Here is a 16,874-nt window from a genome sequence, read left to right on the forward strand (position 1 = left end):
TCTCATGGGGTTTTTTGCAAGTTGCTCAAGTACACAGCAGATTTCTTTGCTAGTCGCGAGCCAGAACTGTCAGTTGGCAATACCAGACGTCGAGATGGCAGTTTCTGGATTCAGCGTCATCCTAAGGACGTGTAGAAACTAGGCAGGGCAACACTTTCGGCGAACGGGAAAGTGACCTCGGGCAAATGCCACAAGAAATTGTCACAACTTGCGGCTCGTCACGTGCAGATATTGAAATGTGTTGTGGAGGTGGTACACTATTTTGGACTTAGTTTAAGTAATAAGTAAAAGGTTGCCATGGCTTTAGTAATTACCGGTCCAACGAGGATTTTCTTTCCTCCGAACACGGACACATTTTCTGTGGACTACAACTCCAGCAAGCCAGCGTCTTGGTTTGTATCTGTAACAGATGACGGACTTCTTTCCCCTTCAGATTACTCGGTTACGATTTCCAGTGCTGGTTTACTAACAGTGGACCTGCAGCCGGGGGTTATTGTTCCCCCAAATACAACTCTGAGTTTGATCGTCAGAGCCTCCAGCGGGCCTGGAAATGGCAACAATGCCTCGATTGGGGTAACCGTTAGGTTGCCCGCTGGAACGGTGCCGTGTTTCGTGAAAGGGACATTGATTGAAACTGAAAGTGGCTGTCGCGCTGTTGAGGAACTCGCTGTTGGTGACAAAGTGCGTGCTTCCAGTGGTGAACTGCTACGCATCGAGTGGATCGGAGAGAAGACCCTGCAGGCAGAAGCTTTGAAGCGAAACCCCCAGTTACGTCCGGTTTGCATTCAGAAAGGTGCATTCGGAAAAGGACTGCCTGACCGAGATTTGTACGTTTCTCCACAACATAGGATTGTCGTGGAGGGTTGGCGCGCAGAGTTGCTGTTTGGAGAGCCAAAAGTTTTCGCCGCGGCAGTTCATCTCGTTAACGATCATACAATTCGCCAAGTAAATACTTATGATCCCGTTACATACTACCATATTGCTTGCTGTCGCCACGCGATACTGTTGTCGAATGGTTTGCCAACTGAAAGTTTGTTTTTAGGTGAAATGGCGGTGATGTCCTTCGATCGGGAAGATGCCGAGGAACTCCGTGAGCTATTTCCCGAACTGCGAAACGCGGCACCCGCTTTTGAGCAAACGCGCGTACGTTGCCTAAAACGCCCCGAAGCTGCTGCGTTACGCGATACGTTCGCGCACTGAACCCACTACCTAAAATTCCGGCTGTCCTTGATCTGGTCCCAGGCCCAGACAACCTCTTGCAGCTGCTCTTCCTGCGACCGGTCGCCGCCGTTCATATCGGGGTGCAACACCTTGATCAGCTTTTTATAGGTCTTTCGGATTTCGGCCTTGGACCAGCTGTCATTGGCTTCCAGAATCTCGATAGCGCGACGTTCGGTTGGGGGCAGGCGGCGGCCGCCTCCGCCTGTAGTGCGCCCTTTGTTCTGGGTACTGTTCGCGCCCAGCACCTGGTGCGGGTCTTCGATTCCCAAACGGGCCCAGGCACGTGCCTCGGGATCGCCCATGGGTTTGGTTTCACGCTCCCAGACTTTGTCCTTAGACTGTTGAGCATTCATTTCGGCCTCGGTCGTGCCGTCGAAGAAATTCCATTTCTGGTTATACTCGCGCACATGCTGCTGGCAGAACCAGAAGAAATCATCCAAAACATCCGGTGCTTTCGGGGCCCGAAATTTACCAGGCTCTTCACAGCCCTCATGGTCACAGATTCGCACCGAAGTTTCAGACGCGCCAGACATACCACGCCGTCCACGCGGGTTTTTTTTCTTCGCGCTGGAGACGGACATATCGAATCCAAATGGGTCTGATTTCGTCATGCTATGATCCTTAAGAACGCATCTTCTCGACTCGGAGGCAGCAGTTTAGTCTAAGCAGCCGAAAGTAGAAGAGGGGGGGCGGTAATATTTTTGCCGCTGAGCGTAAAAATGACCGTGACCGAAGAAATGCGAAGCCGCCTGCAATCGGCGTTTGATCCACATGAGCTTGAAATCGTTGACGACAGCGAAAGCCACCGCGGGCATGCCGGATTCCAAGAAGGTGGTGAAAGCCATTTCAACATCCGAATCCGCGCGGCTGCATTCGAGGGGCAATCTCGCGTTGCCCGCCACCGCGCAGTGCACAAGGCGCTTGGAGATATCGTGCCGCGGATCCATGCTTTGGCATTGGATATCGGTGTTTAGGCAGGCTTTTGTCACGCGGCCCGGAACGGTCGCACCCCTGCAGCGAAGACAATTCGCGGGTTTTGCCGTGATCGTTCAGAGATTGGCACAGGGTCGCGGGTTGGATAGGTGAAAGCCGGCCGGTAATTTTTCGGTGTTTTGGTGATTTCGACCGGTTTCTTGCAGTGATTGCAACAAATCAGGAAATTCAGTCTGAATGTGAAAACATTCCATGCATAACAGTTGCTCGAACGCGGGCCCTAATCTACCCTCCATTGACGGGATGTTTTTCAGGTATTTGGTTTTGAGAGTTCTTTTTGTGCAGGCTGGATTTGGGCCTGGGGGGGCAGAGAAAGTAATAGCCATGCTTTCAGGGCATTTTGCCCGGCGCGGTTGTGCTGTTCACGTTACCGGTTTTCAGATGCCGACCGATGGTCCCTATTTCCCGATGCATCTCAATGTTGAACTCAGCGTTGCAGAAAAGGTGACGGGACAGGCGTCACGTATTGCGCATATCCGCTCTGTCATAAAGAAATTTCGACCGGACGTTGTAATCTCATTCCTGACCAAGGTGAATGTTCAGACTCTTCTGGCCAGCGTTGGAACCGGGATTCCCGTTATCATTTCTGAACGCAATAATCCGCTGCGACAGGACGCACATCCCCTTTGGGCACCGCTTCAGGGGATTGCGGGGATAAAGGCAGCAAAGGTTGTCGGGCTGACACATCGCGGATTGGCGGATCTTCCCTTCACTTTGCGCAAGAAGGGGATGGTTATTCCGAACCCGATCCTCCCCTTTGAGCGAGTTGAATCCTCTGGCACGAGGCGGGGTGTGCAACTGGTCGCGGTTGGCCGCCTCGTTCGGCAAAAGGGGTTCGATATGCTGCTGCAGGCGATGCAGCGCATTCATTCCCAAGCTCCAGATACCAGGCTGATTATCTATGGTGAGGGCAGCGAGCGGGAAAATCTGCAGAAACTGCGCGATGATCTGGGGCTACAGTCGGTTGCTCGGCTGCCCGGCAATACGATCGAGGTCGGGGAATGGGCGCAGCGTGCGGACATTCTGGTAGCCACCTCGCGGTTCGAAGGGTTTCACAATGTCGTCGCTGAGGCGGCGGTCAGCGGGATACCGGTCGTGTCTTTCGATTGCGATTACGGTCCGTCAGAGTTCATTCAAAACGGACGGAACGGATATCTGGTTCCCGTCAACGATGTCAGTGGTTTGGAACAGGCAGTGCTGAAGCTGATCCATGAACCCGACCTCAGGGCGCAGATGTCCAAGGTGTCACCTACGCTAAAGGCCGATCTGTCCCCGGATCAGGTCTTTGCCCAATGGGACACGCTAATTCGCGACGTCACGAGCTGAGATTCAAAACGCTACTCCTGACAGCTGTTTTTGACAGATCCGGTTGGGGCAATCAGATTTTTTGACCTTCAGTCTCTGCAGTTTCGTCTTCCGATTTTTCTGTTTCAGCACCTTTCAGCGACAAAGGCGGCTCTTTGGCCTGTTCCGCAATGGGGGCCGGGGCCTGAACGGTATCGGGACCAGGAACAGGTTGAGCAAGAGCAACGCCATCCTTCGTTTCGGTCGGGCCAGGTGTCGGGGCAACAGGCACATCAATTTCACGGCGAAATATCAGCACATTGCGCCAGTTCACGGTGCTGCCAGTCAGGCCGGAGCGTTCCTCGCTGGGCAACAACTCGGCGCGTTGATATTCCCAGCCATCCTGCCCCATCTGGTTTAGCACTTGTTCAATAGAAGCAGCGAAACGTCCCTCGGCTGACTTTTCACCCTTGGTCTTGGCAGACTTTTGGGGGGAAGGGACAACTTTGTATTCGTAGCGGGGCATCGGAATTCCTACCTGTAAGTTCCGGGTAATCTAGCAGGTTGATCACAATGGGAAAGTCATCATAGCGCGGCGGGCGAATTCCGGCACATCTGCTGGTGCGGGCCTGGTGCCACAAATGACAAGCGGCGGGACTTTGCGCAAAGGCTAAAGTCCCGCCGCCGAAATCAGTAAAACCGAAAGATCTACGATCCCAGTTTCTTGGCAATCAGCTCGTTGACGGCCTTGGGATTTGCCTTGCCGCCAGTCGCCTTCATTACCTGACCAACGAACCAGCCGGCCAGTTTCGGGTTTACCTTGGCCTTCTCGACCTGTGCCGGATTGGCGGCGATGATCTCGTCCAAAGCGGCCTCGATCGCGCCAGTGTCGGTCACCTGCTTCATGCCGCGGTCTTCGACGATCTGCGCCGGATCTCCGCCTTCGGTATAGACGATTTCGAACAGGTCCTTGGCAATCTTGCCCGAGATCGCGTCCGAGGAAATCAGGTCGATGATACCGCCAAGCTGTGCAGGTGAAACCGGCGAGTCGGTGATCTCGTGATCTTCCTTTTTCAGGCGGCCAAACAGTTCGTTAATGACCCAGTTTGCAGCCAGTTTGCCATTGCGACCCTGCGCGACCTCTTCGAAATAGGCAGCCGATTCAACATCAGCAGTCAGCACCGATGCGTCATAGTCCGTCAGTCCGAACGTGCTGATAAAACGCGCTTTTTTATCGTCAGGCAGCTCGGGAAGGTTGGCGGCGATGTCGTCAACCCAGGCCTGCTCGATCTCTAGCGGCAGCAGGTCAGGGTCAGGGAAGTAGCGATAGTCATGCGCTTCTTCCTTGGACCGCATCGAACGCGTCTCGCCCTTGTCCGGGTCATACAGGCGGGTTTCCTGATCGACCTTGCCACCACCTTCGACGATGGCGATCTGGCGACGGGCCTCGACCTCAATGGCTTGCTGGATGAAGCGCATCGAGTTCATGTTCTTGATCTCACAACGGGTGCCAAGATGCGAGAAATCCTGTGTTTCCTGATACTTTTCATAGGCCCCCGGCAAACAGATCGAGACGTTCACGTCTGCCCGCAAATTGCCGTTCTGCATGTTGCCATCACAGGTGCCCAGATAGCGCAGGATCTGACGCAACTTGGCGATATAGGCGGCGGCCTCTTCCGGGCCGCGAATGTCGGGGCGGCTGACGATCTCCATCAGGCAAACACCGGTTCGGTTCAGGTCGACGAAGGACATATGCGGGTCCATGTCGTGGATCGACTTGCCCGCGTCCTGTTCCATGTGGATGCGTTCGATCCGCACCATGCGCGCGGTGCCGTCGCCCATCTCGACCAAAACTTCACCTTCGCCGACAATAGGCTGATAAAGCTGGGAAATCTGATAACCCTGCGGAAGGTCGGGGTAGAAATAATTCTTGCGGTCAAAAGCCGATTTCAGGTTGATATCGGCTTTCAGGCCCAACCCGGTGCGCACGGCCTGTTCGACGCAATATTCGTTGATCACCGGCAGCATCCCCGGCATTGCCGCGTCCACAAAGGCCACGTTCGAGTTCGGCTCGGCCCCGAATTGGGTCGATGCGCCCGAGAACAGCTTGGCATTGGACGAGACCTGCGCATGCACCTCCATCCCGATGACCAGTTCCCAATCGTGCTTGGCCCCGGCAATGGTTTTGGGCTTAGGCATTTCGTATGTCAAGTCGAGCATGGCGCGCCTCATTTCCGCAGAAGTCTAAGCCTGCGTATTAGGCTCGGCGCGCCAAAGGGGCAAGGGGGAATCAGTGTCCGGACAGGTGCAACCCTGTCGGAGTAAAGGTCACATCCATGCCGCTGCGCAGTTCCTCGCGAAACAGGTCGCCGATTGCCCGCAACGCATCGCGGTGCCCGCGGGCTGCAAACCGTTCGGGCGAGTTGATGCGGACCGAGTTATTGAACCCTTGTGCCGCATGGGCCCAGATCAGCGGATGCAGTTCGGTCAGGTGATCACGGATCAGCCAGTTGGCCGCGTCGTGGATCTGAGCGCGCACCGCGTCGGCCTTTTCATTCCCCCCAGGGCCGTTCTGGATGGTTATCGCACAATAGGCAGCCAGCATATTGACCATCTGCTGGTCGGGGCGGTTGCGCAGTATATCGTGCAAACCCTGCAGGAAGTATTCGATATCCAGCCGTGCGCAGGCTTCGTCGTCTAGGGCGATGGCATCAAACTGGACCCAAGTGTAGCCACCGGCGCCCCAAAGGTCATGGGTACGGGCTGCATTGCGCAGGGCCTGAACCTCAAGCTCTTCATAGCTGCCGAACCAGCGTGGCAGCAGATGAGTGCCCATTGCACGCATATGGCGTTGGTTATGCGGGTCCAACGTAATCAACTGTTCATACTGATCAGCCACGCGCAGATTGGACTTGCGCTGACCTGCCAGCAGAGCACAGCCAACAGCCGCAACCAGCACATTGTTGGGCGCGGCTTCGCGGCATTTTGGCAGGATATCGGCCGCGCGGTCGAAATGGGCGGTGCAGCGAGACCGGTGTAAGGGGGGAAGAACTGCGTTTGTCGCAGTGCCACGCCACGCCCAGGCCAGGTCAATATGCGCCATAGCCACAACAAGGGCGATCATCGGATCATCCTCATGCGCCCGCATTTCATCCTCTAGCTCAGAAATTCCGCCAAGAAGATCATAGTCTGACAATGCCCGATAATCGGACAGAGCGTGTTCGGCCGCCAGCACCACATCGGACCGAGCGCCGAATGCCAGCAAATCCGCGATTGGCATCCCATCGGGCGCAGTTTCGCGTGCGTCATCGGCGGCACGCATCTTTGCAGAAAGGTCTGCCCACCGATCCTGACGGGCCAGATCGCGGCCAAGTTCGATGACGTCCTGACCGATCAGTTCATCGGCCGAGACATTTGCGACGGGGATATTTACCGAACCCTGATCTGGCAGAGCAGCGGCCAGCACTGCATCGGCCGCGTCGAAATCTGACGCAATTTTCAAGGATGGATGTGGAACGCGGGCCTTTTGGGCCATCAGAAACCGGAACATGCTTACACTCGAAACAAAAAAAATCGTAACCTAGCTTTAAAGACTGGCCTCTATTTGGCTCAAATTCAAGCTACAACCGTCTTATTGTCGCTTTGTTCCGGTCAATGTGCCCTGAGGTTCGGGATCGTTTCAAAATGGGCCGAAATGATGCCGTTCAACCTTTAGACCAGCCTCTTTCAGGCGGGACTCGAGTTCCTTATGCGGAGGGGTCGACTCATCGGGCAGGCGAATCTGCTTTTCCGAGGTCAGCACCAGCGACATGCGCACCGAGAAATCCCAGCGTGTATCCAGACGCACATGGTCGATTTCGCTCAATCTTACGCCAGCCTCGCGCCGCCCCGAGAACCACCGCAGCCCATCCTGATCCAGCCGGAGCCCCGAACGGGTGTTTTGTGCAAAGTCCCATAATGCGGGCAGGGTGAACAGGGCCAGCAGGCCAATCAGCCACCAGACGGCATCAAAGGCGATGACCAACACAGCCAGCGCGGCATAGACCGACAGTAGAATTGCGATGACCTGCGGTGACCTGTTATGCCGTGTATAGGAATAGGGGGTCATGCGTTCAGGATGCGCGTCACCATTTCGGTCGTGTCCCGTGAAAGGTCTGGCGTTTCGGCGATGCGGGTCAGCTGGTTGCGGATAAGGGCCTGGCGATCTGCGTCATAGCGCTTCCACGTCTGGAATGCCGAACACATCCGCGCCGTGGTCTGCGGATTGACCGGATCCAGTTTGATCAGCCAGTCCGCCAGCAGAGAATAACCAGCTCCATCAGCACGGTGGAAACCGGCGTGATTCGTCGCCAATGCCCCTAGAACAGCCCGGAAACGGTTCGGGTTCTTCCAGTTGAAATCCAGATGCCCGGTCAGGTGGCTTACGATATCTGCAGTCTCTGCCGGGGCTGACATCGCCACCTGCAGGCCGAACCATTTGTCCATCACCAGCCGGTCATCTTGCCACCGGTCATAAAACGCGTTCAGTTCCTGTTCCCCTTTGCCCGCACGCAACAGGCAGGACAAAGCCGAAAGCTGAAGGGTCATGTTATCGGCGCGCTGATAATCCTCGGCCGCTTTTGCACCCCCGTCCAGCCGTGAGGTCAACGCCAGTGCGGCCCCACCCAGAGCCCGCTGGCCAGCTTGTTCTGCGTCCGGGCTAAAGGGGGCTTCGATGCTGGTTTCGCTGTGCAGGCGGGGCAGCAGATCCTGAACGTGCTGGGCCGTTACCTGCCTCAGCGTTTCAACAGCGGTCCAAATGGCCATCGGGTCGGGCGTGACACCCTGTTCATGCATCATCGCAGCAAGTTCAGATTGGGACGGCAACCCCAGCATCAAGGCGCGATAAGACGGGTCAAGATCGCTGTCGCGCAATACGGCGAGGATGCCATCGAGATAATCCGTTTCCGGTGCCGCATCCGTCAAGATCATCTTGATCAGCGTGTCTTCGGCTAAAGATCGCCCCGCCTGCCAGCGGTTGAACGGGTCGCTGTCATGAGCCAGCAAAAAGGCCCGCTCAGCGCTGCTCTGGTCATGTTCCAGAATCACAGGGGCCGAGAAATCGCGCAGGATTGAGGCCGTGGGTTTGGGCGGATTGGCACCGGACACGCGTTCCGGTCCTTCGCAACCCTGCAAGCGCCAGCCTTCTACTGTGTATTCGAAAGCAAAGCTTTGGATTTCCTGCGTGAACTCCAGAATGGTTGTGGGCATGGTTTCATCCCCGTTCGCGCCGATCAGCCCGACCGCAACGGGGATAACCTGCGGCAGTTTTTCTGTCTGTCCGGGGGTCGGGTCGGTGCGCTGTCTCAGCGTCAAGGTGTAGATGCCATCAGTCCATTCTTCGGTCACCGATACGCGCGGGGTGCCAGACTGGCTGTACCAGCGTTTGAACTGGGTCAGGTCGCGACCTGTGGTGTCTTCAAACACCTTGATCCAGTCCTCGATGGTGCAGGCCTGACCGTCATGCCGATCAAAATACAGCTCCAGCGCCTGCGCATAGGCCTCGTCACCTACCAGACGTTTCAGCATGCCGATCACCTCGGCGCCTTTTTCGTAGACCGTCGCGGTGTAGAAGTTGTTGATCTCCTGAAAGCTCTCTGGCCTCACCGGATGTGAAAGCGGGCCGTTATCCTCGGCGAACTGGCGCGCCCGCAGGTCTATGGCATCGTGGATGCGCTTCACCGGGGCTGAACGCATGTCCGAGGTGAACTGCGCATCGCGGTACACCGTCAGACCCTCTTTCAAGCACAGTTGAAACCAGTCGCGGCAGGTGATGCGGTTGCCAGTCCAGTTGTGGAAATACTCATGCGCGATGATCGCCTCGATCCGTTCGAAATTCATATCGGTGGATGTCTCAGGGCTGGCCAGCACGGCGGACGAGTTGAAAATGTTCAGACCCTTGTTTTCCATCGCCCCCATGTTGAAATCATCGACGGCGACGATGTTAAAGACATCCAGGTCGTATTCGCGGCCATAGACGTCCTCGTCCCATTTCATCGACTTCTTCAGCGCCTCCATACCGAAGGCGCATTTTCCCTCATCGCCCGGGCGCACCCACAGGTTCAGTTCAACCTTGCGGCCCGATTTGGTTGTGAACTGACCGGGATGTGTAATCAGGTCGCCTGCGACAAGGGCGAACAGATAGGCGGGTTTGGGCCAGGGGTCATTCCATTCGGCCCAGCCATCCCCCTTGCCGGTCGGGTTGCCGTTCGAGAGCAGAACCGGCAACGCGCCATTAATGCGTACGGTGAAGATCGACATCACGTCGGGCCGGTCGGGATAGAAGGTGATCTTGCGAAACCCCTCGGCCTCGCATTGGGTGCAATACATGCCGTTCGACATGTAGAGCCCCTCAAGCGCAGTGTTGTTGCCTGGGTCGATTTCGACCTCGGCTTCCCAGACAAATGCCGCGTCGGGAACAACCGCTGTCAGGCCGGTCTCTGTGACGTCTGGAGTGATCTCAACCCCGTCAACAGTAGCACGGATCAGTTTCAGTTGCTCACCATGCAGGAAAAACTGACGGTCTAAGGCATCAGGATTGGGCCGGAAGGCGATGCGCGAAGTCACTCGGGTCGCATTTGGGGCCAGATCAAAGGTCAGATGTACGCTGTCCACCAGATAACCAAACGGTGTGTAGTCTTTCAGAAAGATCGTCGTGGGGGCTGCGTCGCGCATCGGTGGCCTCGAATGGGTTGGTATCAGGCGCGACGTTATGGGTTGCTGCGATGGGCTGCAAGCGGTGCAAGTAAGCTTGCTCAATAGGCGATAAGCATCTGTCGATGTCGAAGTGGCCTGACGACCAAAGACCCAAACTGACCAAGACATGTTGCCTATCGGAAATATCCGCCCTAATTGGGGCCTGTATACAACGGCGTACATACGAGGGAATGTGGCATGAGCAGCAGACGGATGCGGAGCGGACTCAAGGTCGACGGGATTCTGACCGAATTCATAGAAGGGCATGCTCTGTCTGGAACAGGCGTTGCGGCTGACACCTTCTGGAACGGGCTTGCGCAGATGGTTCACGAGTTGGGCCCAAAGAACCGTACACTTTTGGCAAAGCGGGCCGATATCCAGGCGCGCGTCGATGCCTGGCATCTGGAAAACAATGGCCAGCCGCATAATGCTGCCGCCTATCAGGATTTCCTGCGCGAGATCGGCTATTTGGTGGCTGAAGGCGGGGATTTTCAGATCGAAACTGACAATGTGGATCCCGAGATCGCGTTGATTCCCGGTCCTCAGCTGGTGGTTCCTATTACCAATGCGCGTTTTGCACTGAACGCTGCGAATGCGCGCTGGGGCAGCTTGTATGACGCGCTTTATGGCACCGACGCGATGGGCGATCTTCCCGTCGGTGGTGGTTATGATGATGCGCGCGGAGCACGCGTGATTGCTTGGGCCAAAGCGTTTCTGGACGATGCCGCCCCGCTGGCCAGCGGATCGTGGGCTGAAATGTCAGAACTGCGCGTTGAAAATGGGGTTCTGGTGCCCGCGCTGGCAGATGCAGCGCAGTTTGTGGGTTTTGGCGGTGCCGCTGAAAACCCGGACTTTGTTCTGCTGAAGAACAACGGTCTGCATGTCAAAGTCGTGATTGACACCTCTAGCACCATTGGCGCCACCGACCCGGCCGGTATTGCTGACGTGCATCTTGAATCGGCGCTGTCGACGATCATGGACTGCGAAGATTCAGTCGCCTGTGTGGATGCCGAGGACAAGGTGGTTGCCTATGGCAACTGGCTGGGCCTGATGAAGGGTGATCTGACCGAAGAGGTCAGCAAAGGCGGCACGACTTTTTCACGCAAACTGGCCGATGACCTGACCTTTACCGCGGCGGACGGTGGCGCTGGTGTTCTTAAGGGCCGGTCGCTGATGCTGGTCCGCAATGTGGGGCACCTGATGACCAACCCCGCCGTTCTGGATGCCGAAGGGCGCGAGATCGGCGAAGGTCTGATGGACGCGCTGTGCACCACTCTCATTGCGATGCACGACCTGCAGCGCGATGGCGGCAACTCGGTCACTGGTTCGGTCTACGTGGTAAAGCCTAAGATGCACGGACCTGAAGAGGTTGCCTTTGCCGTCGAAATTTTCGATATGGTTGAAGACATCCTCGGCCTGCCGCGCAACACCGTAAAGCTCGGTATTATGGATGAAGAGCGCCGCACCTCGGCGAACCTCAAGGAATGTATCCGCGCCGCCAAATCGCGCGTGGCCTTCATCAACACCGGCTTTCTGGACCGGACCGGGGATGAAATCCACACTTCGATGGAGGCAGGACCAATGCTGCCCAAGGGCGACATCAAGAACACGCCGTGGATTGCGTCTTATGAAGATCGCAATGTTGATATCGGTCTGGCATGTGGCTTGAAGGGCAAGGCACAGATTGGCAAAGGCATGTGGGCGATGCCCGACCGTATGGGTGACATGCTGGACGCCAAGATCGGTCACCCGAAATCGGGTGCAACTTGCGCCTGGGTGCCGTCGCCGACTGCCGCGACTCTGCATGCAACACATTATCATAAGGTCAACGTCCTAGAGCGCCAGGACGAATTGGCTGCCGGTGGCGCACGTGGTACGCTGGATGATCTGCTGACCGTGCCTTTGCTGGGCGACCGCAACCTCAGCGATGATGAGATTGCGCGTGAGATCGAAAACAACGCGCAAGGCATCCTGGGCTATGTGGTTCGCTGGGTCGATCAAGGCGTTGGCTGTTCGAAAGTGCCGGACATCAATGATGTTGGCCTGATGGAAGACCGTGCCACCTGCCGGATTTCGTCTCAGGCCTTGGCCAACTGGCTGCATCATGGCACTGTCGATGAGGCGCAAGTCATGGCCGCGATGCGGAAAATGGCCGTAGTGGTCGATCGGCAGAATGATAGCGATCCGGCGTATCGCCCAATGGCTCCCGGTTTCGACGGCATCGCCTTCCAGGCGGCCTGTGATTTGGTTTTCAAAGGCCGTGTTCAGCCTTCGGGTTATACCGAACCTGTCCTGCACGCCCGCCGACTGGAGATGAAAGCCAGCCTTTAACCCAACAGAAATGACTGGATCGAATATGGTAATTTCTTTGCGCAAAGCCCGTACCCTTATCCGCAAAGCCCTTGAAAAAGGGCGCGAGTTGGGGCTGAAACCCCTCTCGGTCATCGTTCTTGATGCTGGTGGCCACGTCATCGCGTTTGAGCGTGAAGACGGTGCTGCCCCTGGTCGTTTTGCGATTGCGCAGGGCAAGGCCTATGGCTCGGTCATGCTGGGGATGGCGGGCACAGCCCAGATGCAACGCGCCGAGGCGCAGGCCTATTTCATGGCCGCCGTAAACGGTGTTTATGGCGGTCAGGTCGTGCCGGTTCCGGGTGGTGTTCTGCTACGTGACCGAAAAGGTGCCGTAATCGGCGCAGTCGGTGTGACCGGCGACACGTCGGATAACGACGCCATCGCTGCCATGGCCGGGATCGAAGCGGCCGGGCTGACTGGCGAAGTTTGACCTTTGGTGAACTCGGAGAGCCGGCAAAGGCTCTCCGATCTTTACGAGGCACAAGCGGCGCGCAAAGCGAATAGGGCCAATTCGGCGGTGGTCCGATCAGGCCCCTTGTTGTGCAGGGGTGAACAGAGACTTGCGCTGACACACAGGCTATGTGCTATTGCGCGCCTGTGACCCTGTCGATACCTTTCCCGGAACGTACGGAAAGAACTAGGAAAGAATAATGGCTCGACCTGTCGTCGGTATCATCGGCAATTCATATTTGATGAACGATCAATATCCGACTCATGCCGGCGGCACGATGAACTCGGACGCCGTGGCCAATGTCTCGGGTTGCTTGCCGATGCTGATCCCTGCCGACCCGCGGTATGTCTGTGTCGAGGAACTGCTTGAGGTCTGTGATGGTTTCCTGCTGACAGGGGGGCGTCCCAATGTTCACCCCGAGGAATATGGCGAACCTGCGACCGACGCGCATGGCGATTTCGACCGGGCGCGCGATGCGATCACGTTACCCTTGGTGCGGGCCTGTGTCGAAAGAGGGCAGCCCTTTTTCGGCATCTGCCGCGGCTTTCAGGAGGTCAACGTGGCCATGGGCGGAACGCTTTATCCAGAAATCCGCGATCTGCCGGGGCGCATGAACCATCGGATGCCCCCCGACGGCACCTTGGAAGAGAAATTTGCCCTACGCCATGTGGTCAACCTGACCGAGGGGGGCGTGTTTCATCGGTTGATGGGCGCTGCCGAGGTGATGACCAACACGCTGCACGGGCAGGGGATCAAAACTGTTGGACATCGCATTGTGATTGACGGCGCTGCACCAGACGGCACGCCCGAGGCGATTTATGTGCAGGACGCGCCCGGTTTCACCCTGTCGGTGCAATGGCACCCGGAATGGGACGCGGTCAATGACCCTGTCTCGCGGCCGCTTTTTGAGGCGTTTGGCGATGCGGCACGCGACTGGTCCGCAGGAGTGCGATCGGGATTGGTTAAACAAACCGCCTGAGTCCCTCCGCCGGCCCTGATTGAAGGGACCGGCGCTTTGCTATCAAACCAGCAGATTGAATTGATTGATCAACGGCAAGCTGCGGGCGCGCTTGCCGGTAAGGTCGAACAGGGCGTTGCCAAGTGCTGGCATCGACGGAGGCGTGCCCGGTTCACCCACACCACCCAGATGGCGATTGGTTTCCAGAATACGAACCTCGGTCACCGGGGCGTTATGCATCCGCAGCGCGTCATAGTCGGGGAAGTTATATTGCTCGACCTCACCGTCGGCGAAGGTGATCTCGCCCATCACGGCTGCTGACAGGCCATAGATCATGCCACCGAACATCTGCGCCTCGACCGTTCCGGGATCCAGCGCCAGACCCACATCGCAGGCGATCCACGCCTTTGCGATGCGAATGGTGCCGTCCTCATCGACCACTTCGACCACCTGCGCCACAGGCGTGCCAAAGCTGTAGGTCATTGCCACGCCACGACCAACACCGGCGGGCGTTTCACCCGTCCAGCCTGACATTTCCTTGACGGCTTGCAGGACAGCTGCCGACGGTGCGTGCTCGGTTTGGGCCAGCTCAAGACGGAACTCCAGCGGGTCACGACCGGCGGCCAGGGCCAGCTCGTCCATGAATGTCTCGTGGAAGAACCCGTTATGGCTATTGCCGACCGAACGCCAGAACCCGACAGGTACATGCAGATCGGCGATGTGGCCGCTGACGCGGTAGTTCGGCACGGCATAGGGCTGGTTAAAAAGACCTTCGACCAGGACCTTGTCGGGGCCAGCGCCGGGCAGGCCCGATATGCGTTCCACGGCCTGTTGCGTGCAGGATTGCGATGCAACCTTGGCGTCGATCAGAACTGCCTTGCCGTCTTTGACCGCGCCGCGCATCCGCGCCAGCGCGCCGGGGCGGTAGAAATCGTGGCGCATGTCCTCTTCACGGCTCCAGGTGGTCTGGACCGGAGTATTGGGCATGGCCATGGCGACCTTGGTTGCGATTTCGATGAAATCCAGCTCTCCGCGACGACCAAATCCGCCACCAAGATAGGTGGTGTGAATCTCGACCACTTCTTTATCCAGATTCGCCGTATTTGCAGCGCGGGTCAGAAGGAAGGTCGGCGCCTGGTTGCCACACCACAGCTTGAGCTTGGAACCGGTGAACAGCGCGGTGGCGTTCATCGGTTCCATCGTGGAATGTGCCAGATAGGGTACCTGATATTCAGCGGTAATTTCGGTGGCCCCGTCGGGCAGCGTGTCTACATCCCCATCATCGCGCATGGTCGAATTTGGCGAGTCGTCAAACGCCTCGGCAATCTTGGCGAAAATACCGTCGGTATCCGGCGGGTAGGGGGCGTCGGCCCAATCGACCTCTATGGCCTCAACCGCTTGAATGGCCAGCCAGGTGTTATTGGCAATAATCGCTACGCCGTTGCCCAGATCGACCACCTTCTCTACGCCGGGCATGGATTCCGCAGCGCTGGCGTCAAAGCCGTTCATCGCACCGCCTAGTTTCGGGTTCATCCGAACCGAGGCGAATTTCAGACCCTCGGGGCGCACGTCGATGCCGAACTCAGCCGTGCCCGTGGATTTTCCAACCATGTCGACTCGTGGCAGGTTCTGTCCCAGCAAACGCCAATCTGAGGGATCGCGCAGCTCGACCTGCATGGGCTCGATCTGTCCGGCGGCCTCAGCCAGTTCGGTATAGGGAATGCGCGTCCCGTCCGGCGCGATCACGGCGCCGTTTTCGGTCTTCAACTGGTCACGCTCCACGCCCAGACGATCAGCAGCGGCTTGTTTCAGTGTTTCGCGGGCGGTGGCCCCTGCCTCGCGCATACGTTCGAACCCGTCGCGCATCGAGGTCGATCCGCCGGTGACCTGCAGGCTGACAACCTTGCCCAGAACGCCTAGCGATTGTGCCAGATTGTGCTGGAAGTTCGAGATGTCATATCCCTTGTTCGGCAGGCTCTCACCCAAAATGGCCGAGTTGTAATAGGCGGCTGCCGCAGGCCCGTGAAGGACCCGGATATCGTCCAATTCGACGTCCAGCTCTTCGGCAATCAGGGCTACCCAAGTGGTCATTACGCCCTGTCCCATCTCGGCACGTGGCGCGAACAGGGTTACGCCCTGCTGATCAATCAGGATGAACGGGCTAAGCGCGGTTTCCCCATCGCCAGGCTTCAGCGGGTTGGCTGCCGGGCGGCTGACATAATAGGCGCCAAACGCGACGCCGCCAACAATGGCGGCTGAGCCGATGAGAAACGTGCGGCGAAGAATTTTTCCTACGGAGGCCATCGCTTATGCCTCCTTCAGTCTGGAGGCTGCGTCATGGATCGCGGCACGGATACGGGGATAGGTGCCGCAGCGGCACAGATTGCCCTGCATCGCATCGTCTATGTCCTGATCCGTGGGGCTGGGGTTCTCGGCCAATAGCGCGGCGGCCTGCATGACCTGACCCGACTGGCAATAACCGCATTGCGCAACCTGATGGTCAACCCAGGCCTGCTGTATCTTGGCCATCGCGTCCGGGCTGCCCAGACCTTCGATTGTGGTGACGTCACCCCAGACATCGGACAAGGCAACCTGGCAAGAGCGCACGGCTTCTCCGTCTATATGAACGGTACAGGCGCCGCATGCCGCAACCCCGCAGCCAAACTTGGTGCCGGTCAGTCCGATCTCGTCGCGCAGAACCCATAAAAGGGGGACATCCTCGGGTAGATCGACCTCATATGACGTCCCATTTATCTTTAAGCTGGCCGTCATAGCTGCGTCTCCCTCTTGGCATTTAGTGACGTTCTGACATAAATGGGTGTGAGTGTCAGAGTGTCAACTGACAAATTGAGTGAAAAGTGTCAAAAGGTACAGATGAGA

14 protein-coding genes are annotated in these 16,874 nt (G+C 57.3%); 6 read left to right on the forward strand and 8 right to left on the reverse strand.

Annotated features, from left to right (window positions below; all coding sequences use genetic code 11):
- The first annotated feature begins 297 nt into the window (after nt 1-297).
- The gene (locus tag AC2FGB_RS09995; protein ID WP_142634979.1) at nt 298-1,200 is read left to right on the forward strand and encodes a Hint domain-containing protein; all 903 of its coding nucleotides are present in this window, start codon (nt 298-300) and stop codon (nt 1,198-1,200) included.
- A gap of 5 nt (nt 1,201-1,205) precedes the next feature.
- Here the strand turns inward: AC2FGB_RS09995 and AC2FGB_RS10000 are convergent, their stop codons facing one another.
- Nucleotides 1,206-1,832, reverse strand: a complete 627-nt coding sequence (locus tag AC2FGB_RS10000) for a J domain-containing protein (protein WP_142634977.1) — start codon at nt 1,830-1,832, stop codon at nt 1,206-1,208.
- A 108-nt stretch (nt 1,833-1,940) separates the two neighbouring features.
- On the opposite strand from AC2FGB_RS10000, the gene AC2FGB_RS10005 reads away from it, so the two are divergent.
- A complete protein-coding gene (locus AC2FGB_RS10005) occupies nt 1,941-2,195 on the forward strand; it encodes a BolA family protein (RefSeq protein WP_142634975.1) in 255 nt (84 codons plus the stop codon).
- A 262-nt stretch (nt 2,196-2,457) separates the two neighbouring features.
- Nucleotides 2,458-3,540, forward strand: a complete 1,083-nt coding sequence (locus AC2FGB_RS10010; RefSeq protein ID WP_496689726.1) for a glycosyltransferase family 4 protein — start codon at nt 2,458-2,460, stop codon at nt 3,538-3,540.
- Between the two features lie 52 nt (nt 3,541-3,592).
- On the opposite strand, the gene AC2FGB_RS10015 is transcribed toward AC2FGB_RS10010, so the two are convergent.
- The 5 genes from AC2FGB_RS10015 to pepN all read right to left on the reverse strand — a co-directional run bounded on the left by AC2FGB_RS10015 (nt 3,593) and on the right by pepN (nt 10,212).
- The gene (locus AC2FGB_RS10015; protein ID WP_496689727.1) at nt 3,593-4,024 is read right to left on the reverse strand and encodes a DUF4177 domain-containing protein; all 432 of its coding nucleotides are present in this window, start codon (nt 4,022-4,024) and stop codon (nt 3,593-3,595) included.
- Nucleotides 4,025-4,206: 182 nt separating this feature from the next.
- Nucleotides 4,207-5,718, reverse strand: coding sequence for an Asp-tRNA(Asn)/Glu-tRNA(Gln) amidotransferase subunit GatB (gene gatB / locus AC2FGB_RS10020; protein ID WP_271950243.1), 1,512 nt, complete (start codon nt 5,716-5,718; stop codon nt 4,207-4,209).
- Between the two features lie 70 nt (nt 5,719-5,788).
- Nucleotides 5,789-7,000: a hypothetical protein gene (locus AC2FGB_RS10025; protein WP_496710122.1), complete on the reverse strand. Its 1,212-nt coding sequence runs from the start codon at nt 6,998-7,000 to the stop codon at nt 5,789-5,791.
- A 177-nt stretch (nt 7,001-7,177) separates the two neighbouring features.
- Nucleotides 7,178-7,606 carry a hypothetical protein gene (locus AC2FGB_RS10030; protein ID WP_496693943.1) on the reverse strand — a complete coding sequence of 143 codons (429 nt, stop codon included), beginning with the start codon at nt 7,604-7,606 and terminating at the stop codon, nt 7,178-7,180.
- The gene (gene pepN / locus AC2FGB_RS10035) at nt 7,603-10,212 is read right to left on the reverse strand and encodes an aminopeptidase N (protein WP_496693942.1); all 2,610 of its coding nucleotides are present in this window, start codon (nt 10,210-10,212) and stop codon (nt 7,603-7,605) included. The genes AC2FGB_RS10030 and pepN overlap by 4 nt, the downstream gene beginning before the upstream one ends.
- Nucleotides 10,213-10,431: 219 nt before the next feature.
- Between pepN and AC2FGB_RS10040 the strand changes: the two genes are divergently transcribed.
- The 3 genes from AC2FGB_RS10040 to AC2FGB_RS10050 all read left to right on the forward strand — a co-directional run bounded on the left by AC2FGB_RS10040 (nt 10,432) and on the right by AC2FGB_RS10050 (nt 14,015).
- Nucleotides 10,432-12,564 carry a malate synthase G gene (locus AC2FGB_RS10040; protein WP_496689728.1) on the forward strand — a complete coding sequence of 711 codons (2,133 nt, stop codon included), beginning with the start codon at nt 10,432-10,434 and terminating at the stop codon, nt 12,562-12,564.
- 25 nt (nt 12,565-12,589) lie between these two features.
- The gene (locus tag AC2FGB_RS10045) at nt 12,590-13,015 is read left to right on the forward strand and encodes a GlcG/HbpS family heme-binding protein (protein ID WP_271950308.1); all 426 of its coding nucleotides are present in this window, start codon (nt 12,590-12,592) and stop codon (nt 13,013-13,015) included.
- A gap of 220 nt (nt 13,016-13,235) precedes the next feature.
- Nucleotides 13,236-14,015: a gamma-glutamyl-gamma-aminobutyrate hydrolase family protein gene (locus tag AC2FGB_RS10050; protein ID WP_142634959.1), complete on the forward strand. Its 780-nt coding sequence runs from the start codon at nt 13,236-13,238 to the stop codon at nt 14,013-14,015.
- A 42-nt stretch (nt 14,016-14,057) separates the two neighbouring features.
- On the opposite strand, the gene AC2FGB_RS10055 is transcribed toward AC2FGB_RS10050, so the two are convergent.
- Together AC2FGB_RS10055 and AC2FGB_RS10060 are read right to left on the reverse strand one after the other, a co-directional pair.
- Nucleotides 14,058-16,298 carry a xanthine dehydrogenase family protein molybdopterin-binding subunit gene (locus AC2FGB_RS10055; RefSeq protein ID WP_496693941.1) on the reverse strand — a complete coding sequence of 747 codons (2,241 nt, stop codon included), beginning with the start codon at nt 16,296-16,298 and terminating at the stop codon, nt 14,058-14,060.
- A 3-nt stretch (nt 16,299-16,301) separates the two neighbouring features.
- Nucleotides 16,302-16,766 (reverse strand): (2Fe-2S)-binding protein, encoded by a 465-nt coding sequence (locus AC2FGB_RS10060; RefSeq protein ID WP_496690871.1) that lies wholly within the window; start codon nt 16,764-16,766, stop codon nt 16,302-16,304.
- Between the last annotated feature and the right edge of the window lie 108 nt (nt 16,767-16,874).

The sequence above is a fragment of the Ruegeria sp. CDSC021 genome, assembly GCF_059610845.1.

What these genes read in the sequence shown, in the direction of transcription:
- AC2FGB_RS09995 (WP_142634979.1), top strand. Translation starts at nt 298, where the DNA reads ATGGCTTTAGTAATTACCGGTCCAACGAGGATTTTCTTTCCTCCGAAC.
- AC2FGB_RS10000 (WP_142634977.1), bottom strand. Translation starts at nt 1,832, where the DNA reads ATGACGAAATCAGACCCATTTGGATTCGATATGTCCGTCTCCAGCGCG.
- AC2FGB_RS10005 (WP_142634975.1), top strand. Translation starts at nt 1,941, where the DNA reads ATGACCGTGACCGAAGAAATGCGAAGCCGCCTGCAATCGGCGTTTGAT.
- AC2FGB_RS10010 (WP_496689726.1), top strand. Translation starts at nt 2,458, where the DNA reads ATGTTTTTCAGGTATTTGGTTTTGAGAGTTCTTTTTGTGCAGGCTGGA.
- AC2FGB_RS10015 (WP_496689727.1), bottom strand. Translation starts at nt 4,024, where the DNA reads ATGCCCCGCTACGAATACAAAGTTGTCCCTTCCCCCCAAAAGTCTGCC.
- gatB (WP_271950243.1), bottom strand. Translation starts at nt 5,718, where the DNA reads ATGCTCGACTTGACATACGAAATGCCTAAGCCCAAAACCATTGCCGGG.
- AC2FGB_RS10030 (WP_496693943.1), bottom strand. Translation starts at nt 7,606, where the DNA reads ATGACCCCCTATTCCTATACACGGCATAACAGGTCACCGCAGGTCATC.
- pepN (WP_496693942.1), bottom strand. Translation starts at nt 10,212, where the DNA reads ATGCGCGACGCAGCCCCCACGACGATCTTTCTGAAAGACTACACACCG.
- AC2FGB_RS10040 (WP_496689728.1), top strand. Translation starts at nt 10,432, where the DNA reads ATGAGCAGCAGACGGATGCGGAGCGGACTCAAGGTCGACGGGATTCTG.
- AC2FGB_RS10045 (WP_271950308.1), top strand. Translation starts at nt 12,590, where the DNA reads ATGGTAATTTCTTTGCGCAAAGCCCGTACCCTTATCCGCAAAGCCCTT.
- AC2FGB_RS10050 (WP_142634959.1), top strand. Translation starts at nt 13,236, where the DNA reads ATGGCTCGACCTGTCGTCGGTATCATCGGCAATTCATATTTGATGAAC.
- AC2FGB_RS10055 (WP_496693941.1), bottom strand. Translation starts at nt 16,298, where the DNA reads ATGGCCTCCGTAGGAAAAATTCTTCGCCGCACGTTTCTCATCGGCTCA.
- AC2FGB_RS10060 (WP_496690871.1), bottom strand. Translation starts at nt 16,766, where the DNA reads ATGACGGCCAGCTTAAAGATAAATGGGACGTCATATGAGGTCGATCTA.